Origin of the sequence: Acinetobacter tandoii (assembly GCF_008867985.1) — a bacterium.
Taxonomy (GTDB): domain Bacteria; phylum Pseudomonadota; class Gammaproteobacteria; order Pseudomonadales; family Moraxellaceae; genus Acinetobacter; species Acinetobacter tandoii.
Map to the genome: position 1 here is coordinate 96,780 of NZ_VXLD01000008.1, position 15,339 is coordinate 112,118.

13 protein-coding genes are annotated in these 15,339 nt (G+C 40.2%); 6 read left to right on the forward strand and 7 right to left on the reverse strand.

Translation table 11 applies throughout. From position 1 onward, the window contains the following. Positions 1-227: 227 nt before the first annotated feature. The gene (locus F4W09_RS12495; RefSeq protein ID WP_151504988.1) at positions 228-1,946 is read right to left on the reverse strand and encodes a GMC family oxidoreductase; all 1,719 of its coding nucleotides are present in this window, start codon (positions 1,944-1,946) and stop codon (positions 228-230) included. A 109-nt stretch (positions 1,947-2,055) separates the two neighbouring features. Then, positions 2,056-3,501: a coniferyl aldehyde dehydrogenase gene (locus F4W09_RS12500; protein WP_151504989.1), complete on the reverse strand. Its 1,446-nt coding sequence runs from the start codon at positions 3,499-3,501 to the stop codon at positions 2,056-2,058. A gap of 148 nt (positions 3,502-3,649) precedes the next feature. On the opposite strand from F4W09_RS12500, the gene F4W09_RS12505 reads away from it, so the two are divergent. Further along, entirely contained in the window at positions 3,650-4,669 is a 1,020-nt protein-coding gene (locus tag F4W09_RS12505) for an AraC family transcriptional regulator (protein ID WP_044740356.1), read from the forward strand. 195 nt (positions 4,670-4,864) lie between these two features. Here the strand turns inward: F4W09_RS12505 and F4W09_RS12510 are convergent, their stop codons facing one another. The 3 genes from F4W09_RS12510 to F4W09_RS12520 form a co-directional block, all read right to left on the reverse strand. After that, positions 4,865-5,644: a sulfite exporter TauE/SafE family protein gene (locus F4W09_RS12510; RefSeq protein ID WP_016166437.1), complete on the reverse strand. Its 780-nt coding sequence runs from the start codon at positions 5,642-5,644 to the stop codon at positions 4,865-4,867. 109 nt (positions 5,645-5,753) lie between these two features. Next, positions 5,754-7,409 (reverse strand): bifunctional protein tyrosine phosphatase family protein/NAD(P)/FAD-dependent oxidoreductase, encoded by a 1,656-nt coding sequence (locus F4W09_RS12515; RefSeq protein WP_151504990.1) that lies wholly within the window; start codon positions 7,407-7,409, stop codon positions 5,754-5,756. Positions 7,410-7,421: 12 nt separating this feature from the next. Further along, the gene (locus F4W09_RS12520; protein WP_044740354.1) at positions 7,422-8,105 is read right to left on the reverse strand and encodes an MBL fold metallo-hydrolase; all 684 of its coding nucleotides are present in this window, start codon (positions 8,103-8,105) and stop codon (positions 7,422-7,424) included. Positions 8,106-8,298: 193 nt separating this feature from the next. Here F4W09_RS12520 and F4W09_RS12525 point away from each other — a divergent pair, with 193 nt between their 5' ends. Next, a complete protein-coding gene (locus F4W09_RS12525) occupies positions 8,299-9,588 on the forward strand; it encodes a sigma-54 interaction domain-containing protein (protein WP_151504991.1) in 1,290 nt (429 codons plus the stop codon). Between the two features lie 96 nt (positions 9,589-9,684). On the opposite strand, the gene F4W09_RS12530 is transcribed toward F4W09_RS12525, so the two are convergent. Further along, positions 9,685-10,338, reverse strand: a complete 654-nt coding sequence (locus F4W09_RS12530) for an NAD(P)H-dependent oxidoreductase (protein WP_104441965.1) — start codon at positions 10,336-10,338, stop codon at positions 9,685-9,687. A 122-nt stretch (positions 10,339-10,460) separates the two neighbouring features. Between F4W09_RS12530 and F4W09_RS12535 the strand changes: the two genes are divergently transcribed. The 4 genes from F4W09_RS12535 to antC all read left to right on the forward strand — a co-directional run bounded on the left by F4W09_RS12535 (position 10,461) and on the right by antC (position 14,184). Beyond that, positions 10,461-11,069 carry a TetR/AcrR family transcriptional regulator gene (locus tag F4W09_RS12535; protein WP_151504992.1) on the forward strand — a complete coding sequence of 203 codons (609 nt, stop codon included), beginning with the start codon at positions 10,461-10,463 and terminating at the stop codon, positions 11,067-11,069. 162 nt (positions 11,070-11,231) lie between these two features. Beyond that, positions 11,232-12,647 (forward strand): anthranilate 1,2-dioxygenase large subunit, encoded by a 1,416-nt coding sequence (antA, locus tag F4W09_RS12540; protein WP_151504993.1) that lies wholly within the window; start codon positions 11,232-11,234, stop codon positions 12,645-12,647. Between the two features lie 2 nt (positions 12,648-12,649). Beyond that, positions 12,650-13,141 (forward strand): anthranilate 1,2-dioxygenase small subunit, encoded by a 492-nt coding sequence (gene antB, locus F4W09_RS12545; RefSeq protein ID WP_151504994.1) that lies wholly within the window; start codon positions 12,650-12,652, stop codon positions 13,139-13,141. A 5-nt stretch (positions 13,142-13,146) separates the two neighbouring features. Next, positions 13,147-14,184, forward strand: a complete 1,038-nt coding sequence (gene antC, locus F4W09_RS12550) for an anthranilate 1,2-dioxygenase electron transfer component AntC (RefSeq protein ID WP_171492435.1) — start codon at positions 13,147-13,149, stop codon at positions 14,182-14,184. Positions 14,185-14,372: 188 nt separating this feature from the next. Here antC and F4W09_RS12555 read toward each other — a convergent pair whose 3' ends face one another. Next, positions 14,373-15,326 carry a p-hydroxyphenylacetate 3-hydroxylase reductase component gene (locus tag F4W09_RS12555; protein WP_016166446.1) on the reverse strand — a complete coding sequence of 318 codons (954 nt, stop codon included), beginning with the start codon at positions 15,324-15,326 and terminating at the stop codon, positions 14,373-14,375. Positions 15,327-15,339: the final 13 nt, after the last annotated feature.

Below are 15,339 nucleotides of genomic sequence, written 5' to 3' on the forward strand. Positions count from 1 at the left end.
AAAAACTAAAATAAATACACACTAAACACTTAAAATAATTATATTTTATTAAAATATATAAAGTATAAAATTACCATCTCCATTTTTTTAATTCACTCAAATGAAATTGATTATAGCTTACACTTAGTTTTAGTCTTGAAAAATACTAAAAATTTTTTAATAAAACAATATATTGGATAATTTGACCTATAACTACCCATTGAGTCATAGGTCAAATATTGAATCTATTAAGCTTGAGCCAAGGCAATCGCTAAGTCACCTGTACCTTTTAATTCCGAGACTTGCCCATCTAAAGGCTGACTGAACTGAATACGCTTGATCTTCGAAGCTTTTTGTTCAGAAAAGACTGGAATTTGGCTCATGGCAAATTCAGACAATGCAGTGATGGTTAAAGATGGATTTACCCCTAAATTACCTGGGACAATTGAGCCATCAATCACACGTAGGTTCTTATAACCAAAGACTTGCCCTGTAAAATCAACCACACCATTTGACTGGTCACGCCCCATCGGCACACCACTCATAATATGAGCTGTAGTAGGTGTTCCCAATATAATTTCTGTCAATGCAGAACCAGGTTCTCCACCCAGTTTTTCAGCAATCAGTTTGGTCGCTTTTTCAGCCGCAGGGAATGAAACCGTCAATGGTGTGTCTTCAGGCTTTTGAACTGCAGTAATACTATTTTTAAACAATCGATACCACTTACGGCGCCATTCCAGATGAATAAAGGCTTCTGACTTTTGCATGACCAATAAGATAATAGAATTTTTAGCTTTGCCCTTATAACGCAGGACTTTATAAGTTTTCCAAGGGTGTAACAAGGTATTGAATACAAACTTCATAAAACGAATAAAACCTTGTCCTGTGACCATGGGTACATAAGGAATGTAGACCCAAGAAGCATCCGCCCCTTCAGGGAAACGGGTCACTTCAATATTGGTATCTGCATCGACTGAAATAAAGGAACTGATCGCTACACCATCATCTAATCGTTCACGCGTGTTGTTCGCTGTGGTTAAGGTTTCCGAATTGGTGCGAATCTCTTGCCCTAAGAGTTTCGAGATATTCGGTAAAGTCTTGTGTTGATCCCGCATTTTGAGCAGCATCGGGACAGTACCCATTACCCCTGCAGACAATACCACCCCACGACTGCGTAGACTATACTGACGAACTTGTTTCCCTAGGGTTTCTTTAACAATAAGTTCATAACCCGAACTACCATCTTCATTTAGCGGGGTAATTTTGATGACTTCAGAACTTGGACGAATCTCAACCCCATTACGTTCGGCAAAATACAGATAATTCTTCATCAAGGTGTTTTTCGAATTATTACGGCAACCCAACATACATGCACCACAGTAATTGCAGGTTTTGCGCTCTGGTCCATCACCATTGAAATACGGGTCCTTCACTGCTTTATTTTGTTGACCATCCGCTTGCGGAAAAAAGACGCCAGTAGTCACCGTTTTAAAAGAATTGGCATAGCCCATTTCGCTTGCGACTGCTTTTAATGTATGGTCTGCTACATTGGTATAGGTATTATGGGTTGTTCCTAACATGCGCTGCGCCAAACCGTAAAATGGTTTGAGCGTTTCTTTCCAGTCTTTCCGAATTTTAGTCCATGCCTCTGACTCAAAAACCGCATCGGGTGGAATCAAATGTACATTGGCATAAATTTGTGAACCGCCACCCACGCCTACACCATGTAAGATGGTTGTCTTACTGGTAAAGGTAAATTGCATGGTGCCTTTGAATCCCAACTCAGGCATCCACAAATAATTTTTGGTATCTAAATTGGTGGTTGGAAAATCATGGTCTTCGCGGCGTAAACCTTTCTCTAAGATCAGGACGTTATAGCCTTTTTCACTTAAGCGTAGCGCACTGACCGAACCACCAAAACCAGATCCAATGACAATCTGATCAAAATCAAAATGTTGATCACCCATTCTATTAACTCCTTTAATAGCTTTTTTTATTTTTAAACATGCATCAGCCCTGAGCTTCAAAAATTATTCTGAAGCTCAACTGCCCTATTTAAGGGTTTAAACAGTAAAACTAAGACTTCATACGAATTAAAAAATTCAGCACCCAAGTGGCAAACTTGCCATACGGCGGCGCCAGAAACTTCAAACTCGAAAACCCTGCCTGATAAAATACTGGGCGCATTTTTGAGAACGTGAGAAAGCCTTCATAACCATGATAATGCCCCATCCCACTTGCCCCCACACCACCAAAAGGCAAGTCATGTTGTCCAACGTGGAATAATGCATCATTTACAGACACACCTCCCGACATGACATGACTAATATAGAACTCGACTAAGCGTTTATTGTGACTAAATGGATAAAATGCCAATGGTCGATCACGATGTACAATGTAATCGACCACTTGATCAGGGCTTTGATAGGTTTTCACCATCAAAATGGGGCCGAAGGTTTCACGCGTATCAATTTCCATCTCAGCAGTGCTGTTGAGCACCAAAGTCAGCGGAATTTTTCGTGTTGCAGCATCGGCTTCTTGTTGGTTTAAATTAATCAGCGTTGCCCCTTTGGCTTCAGCGTCAGCTAGACTGTGAACTAAACGCTGGTAAGCACGATGATCAATCACCGAAGTATAATCTTTACTATGAATATCAGGCACATGCTCTTGCACCCAAGCCTTCGCAGTTTCAATAAATTCCTGAAGTTTCGATTCATGCACAAATAAATAATCAACATTGGTACAAATTTGTCCCGCATTAAACTGCTTCACGAACATAATCCGCTCAACCGCTTTGTCGGTAGGATATTCTGGATCGATGACAGCAGGTGATTTACCACCGAGTTCCAAAGTCACAGGAGTTAAGTTTTCAGCCGCAGCCGCCATTACTTTACGTCCTGTAGTACCAGAACCCGTAAACATCAGATGATCAAATGGCAGTTTTGAAAATGCGACACCAACTTCGCCTGTTTCATCAAAAATTTGTAATTTTTCTTTGGCAAAATATTTAGGGCTAATCTCAATAAGCAACTCTGCCAAATGACGTGAATTTTCCGACATTTTCACCATAGCGGTATTCCCCGCAGCAAACACGGCGGACAATTGCGAGAACATCAAATTAATTGGAAAATTCCACGGCACAATAACGCCAATCACACCCAGTGGTTGAGGAATTAGGCGATTCTTGGCACCAAAGTACATGCTGTGATCGACTCTACGCTTTTGTACCTTCGTCCATTGGTTCAAATGTTTAATACTGCTATTAATATCGTCAGTAGCCGTAATAATTTCTGCCAGTAAAGTTTCATGACGTGAACGATTGCCATAATCACGATTTAAAGCTTCAATAATCGCTTCCCGATGATTATTGATCATGGCCTTTAAATTCAATAAATGCTGTTTGCGTTGTGAATTGCTTTCAATACCTTGCTGATGAAAGCTCGTGCGCTGTAATTGGAAACAGTCTTGTAATGTCTGTTCGATAACTGTTTGCTCTAAATGCGACTGAACTGTAAGTTCCATAGTCTTTCCTTTTAACGGCTAACGGTGGTAGACGCGTTCTTATGCCTAAATGGAGAAAATCTCTTACTCTACTCTAACAAAACACTTGAATTAAGCTTGACTTTTTAGGACACTAACTTGATCTTTTAGGACATTCAGGATCATTGTTATGGCAAGTTATATCCGTGCAGCCAGCCTTGGCGGGTTCGAAGAACTTGTTCGTAGTTACAGTGTAAATCCTATAGAAATATTAAAACAAGTCGGTATTTTGCCATCTTTACTACGCGATCCAGATGCTTTCATTCATTATGATCATTATTTAAGTTTATTAGAAAATGCTGCTTTGCACTGCCAAGAAGAATGTTTTGGTTTAAAACTTGGCGCACTACAAAATATTAGCACGATTGGTTTAATTGGCGTGTATATGTCCCGACAAGCGACCATTTTAGATGCATTACGTGTCGCACAGAAATATGTCTATCTGCATGCTGAAGGCGTGGTTTTTCATGTCAGCGAAGTGAGTGAACAACTTTGTAAACTCACTTTTGTTCGCTTAAGTGAATACAATGTCGAAGTCCCACAAAAGTCACAACTGGCAATCTGCCTCGTGACTAACATTTTAAAAGATTTAATTGGACCTGCATGGCATGCCGAAAAAATTCATCTTAAGCAACATGCTCCCAAACACCCTAAAGTATTTACTGACCATTTCGCTTGCCGAGTTGAGTTCAAAACAGAAGAAGATGCACTGTATTTTCCAGCCAGTTTTTTAACGCATAAACCTTATGCGTTTAATGAAGATCTGGTAGATCAACTGATCGTACAGCGACTGGAAACGCAAAGTAGTACCAAAGGTGATAACGACACTTCTCTAATTGAAAGCTCAGTTCGCATGTTAATGGCAACAGGTGACTGTAGTATTGAAAATATTGCTTTATGTATGGGCATGCATCCAAAAAAGTTACAACGGCTCTTAAAGATGCAAGGCACGACTTATCGTGATTTGCTCGAAAACGTCCGCAAGAAAGAAGCGCTTCGTATGATTAACGCGGGTAATGTCAGTCTCACAGATCTAGCCTTACAACTCGGTTATGCAGAACTCTCCATTTTCAGTCGTAATTTTAAACATTGGTTTGGCACAAGTCCTTCCGAATGGCGTGATCACAATAAACAAGCGTTTACACATTAAAACCATATTGAGTCTTTGAGTATAATTCGATTAGCTTCAACGCATTCACACATAGAATATACTCTTCATCATGATGAGCAATTGGTAGATGTCGTAATATTGCTATAAAAGTAAAGCTAAGGATGACGCCCATTCTTAGCTTTACTTTTTATCTTCAGTTGTAGATTTATCGTCTTATATCAATCTTGGGATACATCAAGCCAGCACTTTAACCAACATTGAAATAGCGACCACAATCACAGTTATGGCAAAAATCTTTTGAATAACGCTTGATGGCACAAGGTTTGTTGCTTTACGTCCTAATAACATACCCACAATACAAGCAATCACAAAGGTTACTGAAATACTGATGGGATACTGAAAACCATCCAATACATGGATTGAAATACTTACACCACCGATCAAGAAGATAATCATCAGTGAAGTGGCGACAATACTGTTCATGTCTAAATCTGTGGCTTTACGTAAGGCAGGCACAATCACGAAGCCTCCGCCTACACCTAGTAGTCCAGTCAACAACCCTGCAACCACACCAATAAAACCCAATACAGAAGCTGTTTTGAAATTCCAGATGAGTCGTCCAGTCGATTTATTCACTTTACAAGGTGGATTTTCCATATCATTGACTTTATTAAAAAAGACTCGATAAGCCACCACCAACATCACTAAGCTAAAAGCAATACTCAACCAGACTGGAGAAATGATATTAGAAAGCTGTACACCATAACGTGCTGAAGGAATACTAATCAGTGCAATCCAAATCGCAGCACGATAACGCACGATTTTTTTGAAGAAACCCTGAATTGTTCCCACAAAAGCCGACAAGGTGACAGCCAATAAGCCGACTGGGGCTGCCTGAGCCACACTCCATCCCTGACTCGCCATCAGTGCAGGAACTGCGAGTATTCCTCCGCCAGCACCCGTCATGCCAAGCAAACATCCTATTGCCAAGCCTTCTAAAACTAACAACCACATGGTTCTAGACCTCTTTACCTCAAGGTGGACTCTTTTTTAAATAAAAGAGTCCCTAACCCATCTATGAAATGACAGATAGGGACTTGTTTTTTAAGGAGTTAAAAAATAATTAGCGTTTAGGTTTAACCAGCCATTCATGCCCTTTGAGCATGCCATCCCAATACATCGGTGGAAGAATCTGCTCTTTTAACAGCCATGCCAGTCGTGTCGGTTGTTCACCATTAAGCAGCCATTTTGGAAAGCTTGGGAGCAACTTGCCACCATAACCAAACTCGGCCAGTACAATTTTTCCACGCTCTACAGTAAGTGGGCATGAACCATAACCATCGTATTGGGCAAAGTTGGCACCACCTTGTAAATATTCCAGCACATTCACGGCAACAATCGGCGCCTGCTTACGTGCTGCGGCGGCTGTTTTGGCATTTGGTGCATTCATGACATCACCCAAAGCAAAAATATGCGGATATTGGGTATGCTGTAAGGTATGTTGATCGACACTAACCCAACCTGCCTGATCGACTAAATTACTTGCCCGAATAAAGTCTGGAGCTTGCTGTGGTGGTACCACATGAATCATGTCAAAATCGGTTTCAATAATAGGACTGTTTTCACCATTCAGTTGCTTAAACCAAGCTCGCTTTTGTCGACCATCCACCTTGATGAGTTGATGGTTAAAATGCAAATTAGCGTCATAACGTTTGACATATTCCATCAAGGCAGGCACATAGGCTGGCACGCCAAATAACGCTGCACCCGTATTGTAAAAATCAATCTGGATATCTTTAAGTACGCTCTGCTTTTGCCAATGATCCGCAGATAAATACATGGCTTTCTGCGGTGCACCCGCGCATTTAATTGGCATCGGCGGTTGGGTAAAAACTGCCTTACCGCGTTTCATTTCTCGGACTAACTGCCAAGTGTAAGGGGCTAAGTCATAACGATAGTTAGAAGTCACACCATTCTTACCCAAAGTTTCGACCAAGCCCTCAATTCCATGCCAATTTAGTTTTAACCCTGGGCAAACCACCAAGACCTCATAATTCAGCGGCTTGCACCCTTCCAACAGCACTTGCTTATTGTCTGGATCAAAAGCTGCCACTGCCGCTTTAATCCATTGAACTTGTTTTGGAATTAAGCTTGCCATAGTTCGCACAGTTTTTTCAGGCTTAAAAATACCACCTCCCACCATGGTCCAACCCGGTTGGTAGTAATGAACTTCTGTGGGATCTATAATGGCGATATCTAAATTCGGCTGACGTGAAAGTAAGCTTGACGCCACAGAAATACCCGCAGCCCCGCCCCCTACAATGACCACACTCAACTTTGGAATATGTTCTTGTGCATGTGCCGATTGCTTTAAAATACGGGGGATTACACCTTGCAAGTCGTATCCTAAAGTTCTTGCTGTCAATAACATTTGCTCTAAGGTCTGATCTGTTACTTGAGACAACGCCCAAAGGGTAATAGACCGTGTTCCAGATCGGCAATATGCCAATAAAGGCTTTTGAGCTTGCGTATAGAGGTGTTTAAATTCTTCGGCTTGCTCATCAGTCACTTTACCGCTCACCACAGGCAAATACTGAATTTGAATCCCATAAGGTTGTAAAACCTGTTCAATTTCAGCCACATTCGGTTGATCGGGACCTTCACCATCTGGACGATTACAAAAGATGGTTTTAATACCACGTGCTGCGATCAATTCAATATCTTGCGTAGTAATTTGATCGGCAACCCAAAATTCAGTATTGACTTGTTTTAATTGCATCTTCTCTCTCCTTTACTGACCACAAGCTTTATTGGCAGGTAATGCGATATCAATTTTTTTCGGATAAGGAAGATTCAAATTGTTCATAATTTCTACAAATTCAGCTTTACTTTTGCCTGTGCCCAAACGTGAATTGTGCAGACGCTCATGCCCGACTGTCGAAGCTAAACGACCTTTATAATCATGACCTGGGTAAACAAGAGTCTCGTCTGGCAAAGTAAAAATTTGAGTATGAATGCTGTCATACAAGATTTCGGCATTGCCTTCCTGAAAGTCGGTACGTCCGCAACCATCAATCAGCAAAGCATCCCCTGTAAACACCATACCCTCTGCAACATAACTGGTACATGCATTGGTGTGCCCTGGGGTATAACGTGCTTCAATATTTATTTCACCTATCCGAATCACACTTCGATCAGTGATAAATATATCGCCACAACTCACTCCTGAATTGCGATGTAATACGGTTTTACAAGCAAACTTTTCACGTAATAAATTGGCAGCGGTAACATGATCCGCATGGACATGCGTATCCAAACTATAGACCAGTGTTAAGTTATGCATTTCTAAATACTGGGTATAGATGTCTATTTCAGAAGCAACTGGGTCAATCAATACAGCTTCACGTGTCTGCTCTGAAGCCAATAGATAAGTATAAGTTGAACTTTCTACTTCAAAAAATTGATGAAAGATCATGTTGTAACACCTGAATAAATACGTTTCTTTATTCTTAAATTGCAAACATGGTGCCAACTTTTAGCTATTTTAATTATATTCATAAAAAACAATATATTAAAATTTAAATTATAAATTCACCCTTTTATACCATTCCATCTTTGTTTCATTTTGTGTTTCAATAAGAAACAACTGAAACACATAGTGAAACACCATGCCGACTCTTCGTTTTTCTTTAAAAACTCAGTTAGAATTATTTTTAGAACAATTACAAAGTCTTATTGATGAAAGTTTGATCTTGATTCAAGAACAGCAGAGCCAAAACTTTATTTATGAATATGGCACATCCGAATTTAATAAAAAAACTATCACGACATTCAAGCATTTAATTCAAAATACACAACTACAAACTGGGCTGATTCATCTGCCTGAAAGCTCTGCTCAATATTTATTGACTAGGAAAAAACTCGATGTACTTGATCAACAGTTTGTAGGCGAAATTTTTGTATTGCAGCCTGTTTCTTTAAATACGGTAAAACCAAAGCCTGTAACAGCATTATCTCTACAAGAGACTTTTCATAGCCAGTCAAGTTCAATGCAGCATATGTTCTCCATTATTGAGCGGGTTGCAATTACCGAATTTCCTGTACTGGTTCGGGGGGAATCAGGCAGTGGAAAAGAACTTGTGGCACAGGCTATTCATCAATACAGTCAAAGAAAAAAGCATCCGTTTATTGCCATCAACTGTGCTGCGCTCAATGCCAGTCTGTTAGAAAGTGAATTATTTGGGCATGTTAAAGGAGCTTTTACTGGCGCAATCCGTGAACACAAAGGTGTCTTTGAACGTGCGGCAGGTGGTACCTTATTTCTGGATGAAATTGCCGAAATTCCACTGGAACTACAAGCCAAATTATTACGAGTTCTCGAAACAGGAGAGTTCACGCCTTTAGGTGGTGAAAAATCGTTAAAGTCGAATGTCCGTATTATTGCAGCGACTCATCGTGCACTACGTGAAGAAGTCAAGTCAGGACGCTTCCGTCAAGACTTGCTCTACCGTTTAAGGGTCATCCCGATTTTCGTACCGCCACTGCGTGAACGCAAAGAAGATATCCCTTTGATTGCCGAATTTTTACTGAATGAACATCGGACTTCAGCGCAAGCCCCTCTTCTTTCAGAGGATGCCCTGCAAACTTTAATGGCATATGACTGGCCGGGCAATGTGCGCGAACTCAAGAATACGTTGTTATATGCACTGGCAATGGCGAATGGTCGTTTCGCAATTACGATTTCTGATTTACCTGATGAGATCATTCATGCAGCACAAGATTCTGAATCTACAACTGAAACATATGAACAACCTATACGAATCAACACCACAAAACTGGATGCCTTTACCTTGCAGCAAACTCTCAAAAAATATCAATATGACTTGGGATTGACAGCACAGGCCCTAGGCATTAGCCGAACCAGTTTGTGGCGCTACCGCAAGAAATTTGGAATATAAACCTCATTTCAAGCGAGCTTTAGTCTTTTGTAGAAAATAGAACCTGTTTTGCATTGAGTATGGATAGGATACTTTTGCCTTACCATCTCAATGCTTTCAATGACTGAAATAAAGTCGAAGCCGTTGCACTAATCCTTGATCGGATTTTTTCATCAAGTTGGCATAATCACGTTGCGCCAGTTCTTTCATTAATCCCAGCCAGATTTGACGTTGCGCTAAACTAGAACCCCGTATAGAACCCAAATAATGTGTCTTTACTGATCCTACACCACAAAATTTTAATGTCGTATCTTTAAGTTGTCGTGTGCTCGGTTCGCCAAAATACCATTTATACGTCCAACCTGCTTGGTCTAAGGTGGTAATGATTCTGGCCGTTTTGCGTTTTAAATGCCCACGAATACGGTTGCTGTTTTCAAAATAACTAAAGGCCTGACTAGGAAGAAATAAACGATCAATAAACCCTTTCGCTACAGCAGGTAAACCACCCCACCACACTGGGAAAATCCAAACCAAATGATCCGCACTCATTATTTTAGACCATGCTGCTTGTAAATCGGGTTCAAGCTCCATTCTTTGTTCATAACCATATTTCAGATTTGGATCAAAATGTAATTTGCCAATTTCAATCACTTCAACCTGCAAGTCAGATGGTACAGCTTCAATATAGGCTTGCATTAAAGCTTGATTAAAACTTGTTGATGATGGATGAGCATTGATGACCACTATTTTTCTTTTCAACTGCTTACTCATATTCTTCTCTAGGTTAGAACAGATTTATCTTTTCAGATATCATCTGATATCTGAAATAGACCTAGCCAAAATAACGCTTAAAGTTTAAGATATCAAGTGATATTTAAAATTTAAATTAATCTATGAAACCCACAAAAATTTCTCGTGATGAAAAACAAATTCAAACTAGAAATCAGTTAATTGAAGCAGGATTTCATCTTATATCTGAGCAAGGCTATAGTGCGGTATCCATTCGGAATCTTTCAAAAAAGGCAGGCTATACGCAAGGTGCTTTTTATTCAAATTTTGAGCACAAAGAAGATTTTTTACTGACCTTAATGAAAATTCAATTTGAACAAGAAAATCTGCAATTACAGAAAATTATTACTCAGACACATTTAATACAGTCTGATTTAATAGCCGCACTCGAACAGTGGTTAATCGATTTTTTCCAGAATGATGAATGGTTGAAAATTTCAATTGAATTGCAATTATATGCGGCACGTGACGAAGTATTTTCCAATGAATATCAGCAAGTTTGGCAGAATCATCAGGCGCAAGTTTCAGAAGTTTTACAACAACTTATTCCAAATTTTTCTGCGACAGAGTCAGCTCAACATGAATACAAGCTTCTAGAAATTATCTCATTAAGTTATGGTTTAGCGCTTCAATATATGATTTTTAAAGATGATGTGCATAAATATGTAAATATTATGATACAGCAACTCATCCAAATAATGCCAGCACATTAAAGCTGGCTCTTTCAATACCTATCCCCCTCATCAAACCCCACATCTAAGCGCTTTAAAATAAAAGCAGCACAGACTGGATAAACATCTGGAAAAAGTGGATAGAGACAAGTGCTTAATCACGTTTCAATCAAGCTAAAGCTGATTGACTAAAGGATTGAGCACATGACCTCATCAAATTTACAACAATGGAATGACTTGGTGGATGGATGCATCGATTTCCGCCCTCAAGATGGTGTGTTTCGCGTCGCAAGGGATATGTTTACCCAACCAGAACTGTTCGATCTGGAAATGGAATTCATTTTTGAAAAAGTCTGGATTTATGCCTGCCATGAAAGTGAAATTCCCAACAAACATGACTTTTTGACCGTTCAAATTGGACGTCAGCCCATTATTGTCAGTCGTGATGGCAACGGCGAGTTACATGCCATGGTCAATGCCTGCGAACACCGTGGTGCAACACTGACCCGTGTTGCGAAAGGCAATCAATCAACTTTTACCTGCCCGTTCCATGCATGGTGCTATAAATCGGATGGTCGTCTAGTCAAAGTCAAAGCACCAAGTGAATACTGTGAAGATTTTGATAAATCAAGCCGTGGGCTTAAACAAGGACGCATTGCGAGTTATCGGGGTTTTGTGTTTGTTAGCCTAGACACGCAAGCCACAGATTCTCTAGAAGACTTTTTGGGCGATGCCAAAATTTTCCTTGATTTAATGGTGAATCAATCCCCAACGGGAGAACTTGAAGTTCTACAAGGCAAATCAGCCTATACCTTTGCAGGGAACTGGAAACTGCAAAATGAAAATGGCTTAGATGGCTATCATGTAAGTACAGTGCATTATAACTATGTTTCTACGGTGCAACATCGCCAGCAAGTAAATGCTTCCAAAGGGGCTGAACTGGATACGCTTGATTACAGTAAATTAGGTGCAGGTGATGCTGAAACCGATGATGGTTGGTTTAGCTTTAAAAATGGACATAGTGTTTTATTCAGTGATATGCCAAATCCAACGGTACGTCCAGGTTATGAAACCGTTATGCCCTATATGGTCGAGAAATATGGTCAAAAATATGCTGAATGGGCAATGCATCGTTTAAGAAACTTGAACCTGTACCCTAGCTTATTCTTTATGGATCAAATTAGCTCGCAACTCCGAATTGTTCGTCCTGTGGCTTGGAACAAAACAGAAGTCATCAGCCAATGTATCGGTGTGAAAGGTGAATCCGTTGAAGCGCGTCGTAACCGTATCCGTCAATTTGAAGATTTCTTTAATGTTTCAGGTTTAGGCACTCCTGATGACTTGGTCGAATTCCGTGAACAACAAAAAGGGTTTCAAGCCCGACTAGAACGTTGGAGTGACATTTCACGTGGTTATCAAGCTTGGGAATATGGTCCAAGCAAAAACTCAATTGATTTGGGCATTGAACCTGTTATCACAGGGCGTGAATTTACCCATGAAGGTCTTTATGTCAATCAACACGGTCATTGGCAACGCCTAATGCTCGATGGCTTCAAGAAAAAGTCATTAAAAATGCTCGACATCACTTTTCAAAATCAAAACGTAGCGGATGAGGTGTAACCATGTCACAACAACTACAATTTGCAGTTTCTCAATTTTTGTATAAAAAATCAGAGCTTTGCGATAAATATGACTGGGACGCCTATCTTGATCTTTATGATGAGGACAGTGAATATCACATTCCACAGTGGATTGATGACCACAATTATGTGCAAGATCCGAATCAAGGCTTGTCCTATATTTACTATGCGGATCGCTCAGGTTTAGAAGACCGTGTATTTCGCATTCGTACCGGTAAAGCTGCATCGGCGACCCCTTTACCTCGTACCTTTCACAGCATTAACAATGTGCAGGTACAAACACGTGAAGATGGTTTGGTTGAAGCCAAAGTGGCTTGGCATACCCTATATAACCGCCAAGGTTTGGAAGGCTCCTTCTATGGTCATGCGACTTATCTACTCCGTCAAACAGAGCAAAGCTTCAAGATTCGTCGTCAGCACAGCATTTTGCTGAATGACAAAATTGATTCTGTTTTAGACTTCTACCACGTTTAAGGAGCATAGAAATGGGACATTCTGTTGCTTTAAATTTTGCCGATGGTAAAACCTTTTTTATCTCTGTGAACCAAGACGAATTGCTGCTTGATGCAGCGGTTCGACAAGGGATTAATTTACCACTCGATTGCCGTGAAGGCGTGTGTGGAACCTGCCAAGGAAAATGTGAAACGGGTATCTATGCGCAAGATTATGTCGATGAAGATGCTTTAAGTGAACGTGATTTGGCAGAACGAAAAATGTTGGCTTGCCAAACTCGAGTAAAGTCTGATGCCGCGTTTTATTTTGATCATAATTCAAGCATCTGTAATGCGGGTGAAACTTTAAAAATCGCAACAACAGTCACTGCGATTGAATTGGTTTCAGAGACTACCGCCATTTTACATTTGGACGCTAGTAGCTTTAGCTCTCAACTACAATTCTTAGCTGGGCAATATGCGCGTTTGCAGATTCCAGATACCGATGACTGGCGCTCTTACTCCTTTGCTAACCGACCAAATGCCACAAACCAATTACAATTTTTAATTCGACTATTACCCGATGGCGTAATGAGCAATTACTTACGTGAGCGTTGTCAAATAGGTCAGACGCTACTGATTGAAGCACCTTTAGGCAGCTTCTATTTACGTGAAGTAGAACGCCCACTGGTCTTTATTGCAGGGGGTACAGGATTATCCGCATTTTTAGGTATGCTCGACAATTTGGTTGAACAACCCAATACCCCACCGATTCAACTTTATTATGGGGTAAATTCAGAGTCAGATTTATGTGAGCAACAGCGTTTACACCACTATACTGAGCAATTTTCCAACTTTAGTTATCACCCAATTGTGACCAAGGCATCAGATGAGTGGCAAGGCAAAGCGGGTTATATTCATGAACATTTGAATAAAGCACAACTGGCTGAACAAGCATTCGATATGTATTTATGTGGTCCGCCACCAATGATTGAAGCCGTTAAAAGTTGGCTTGATGAACAATCCTTACAAGACTATCGACTGTATAGCGAAAAGTTTTTACAGAGTAATACTGCACGAACCTAATTTTAAAACCTAAATTATGCATTCTTCATGGTAATTTCTAGTAAATAACCCCAAAAGAGCCAAGATTATCCTTGGCTCTTTTTTGTCACATCAAAATACGTATCTGATAAACATATATTCGGGCTTAAACATCAATACAGAGATCAAATAAAACTGATAAATCCGAAGATTTATCAGTACATTTTTGCTTAAGCCACACCAGCAAAGTCACGCAACATGCTAATGAATGCTTCTTTTTCCTGTTGTGGATATTTTTCAAACACTCCATTTTGATGGCTATCGGCGATTTCAAACAGATATTGTGCTGTTTGTTTGCCCTTTTCTGTCAATTGATACAAGTTCTCGTGATCTGAAAGTAGCCCTTCACGTTTTAAAATTTCTGCTGCGCGTTCTACTTCTTGCATCGGCATAGCAATATCCCGTGGTAAATCTTCCTTACTTGAAGCAGTTCCGCTGGCAAGCACTAACAGCAATCGAGATTCACTGGTACGAAAACCCGATGCCAATTGTTTCGGAATATAATCCGTTTGATAGGCTTTAAAGGCACGGCTCATTAAATAACACACGTTGTTATATAAATGCCCTTGTTGTGGAATTTCAGAAAGTGTTGGTTCACTGTGTTTTAGCTTTAAACTTGGATGTGGCATCACGCATGAATATGCACCTTGGTGATAGACCAAAGGACTGCGACCTTGATCATGAAATTTCACAACTTTACCAATCATAATCCAGTGATCGCCCCCTTCAATCACTTGGTGACGTTCACATTCAAATATGGCAGAACAGTTTTCTAATAATAAACTCGCACCTTCACCTTCCTGATAATTGGTTCCTTCAAACTTATCAATATTGCGGCGTGAAAACTTGTTGGACAGTTCAATTTGCGAACCTGACAAAATATTGACAGCAAAATGTGTTGCTTGCTCAAACACAGAAAAACTAGATGATTTTTTATCAATGCTCCATAAAATCAGCGGTGGATCGAGTGACACTGAATTAAAACTATTGGCAGTTACTCCGACTTTTTCACCCTGTTCATTTTGCGCTGTGACAATGGTCACACCCGTTGCAAAATTGCCTAATGCGCGTCGGAATTGCAAAGGATCTATGCTTAACGGTTGTACTTTTTGTATTACATTCATCTTTTTCTCCTTA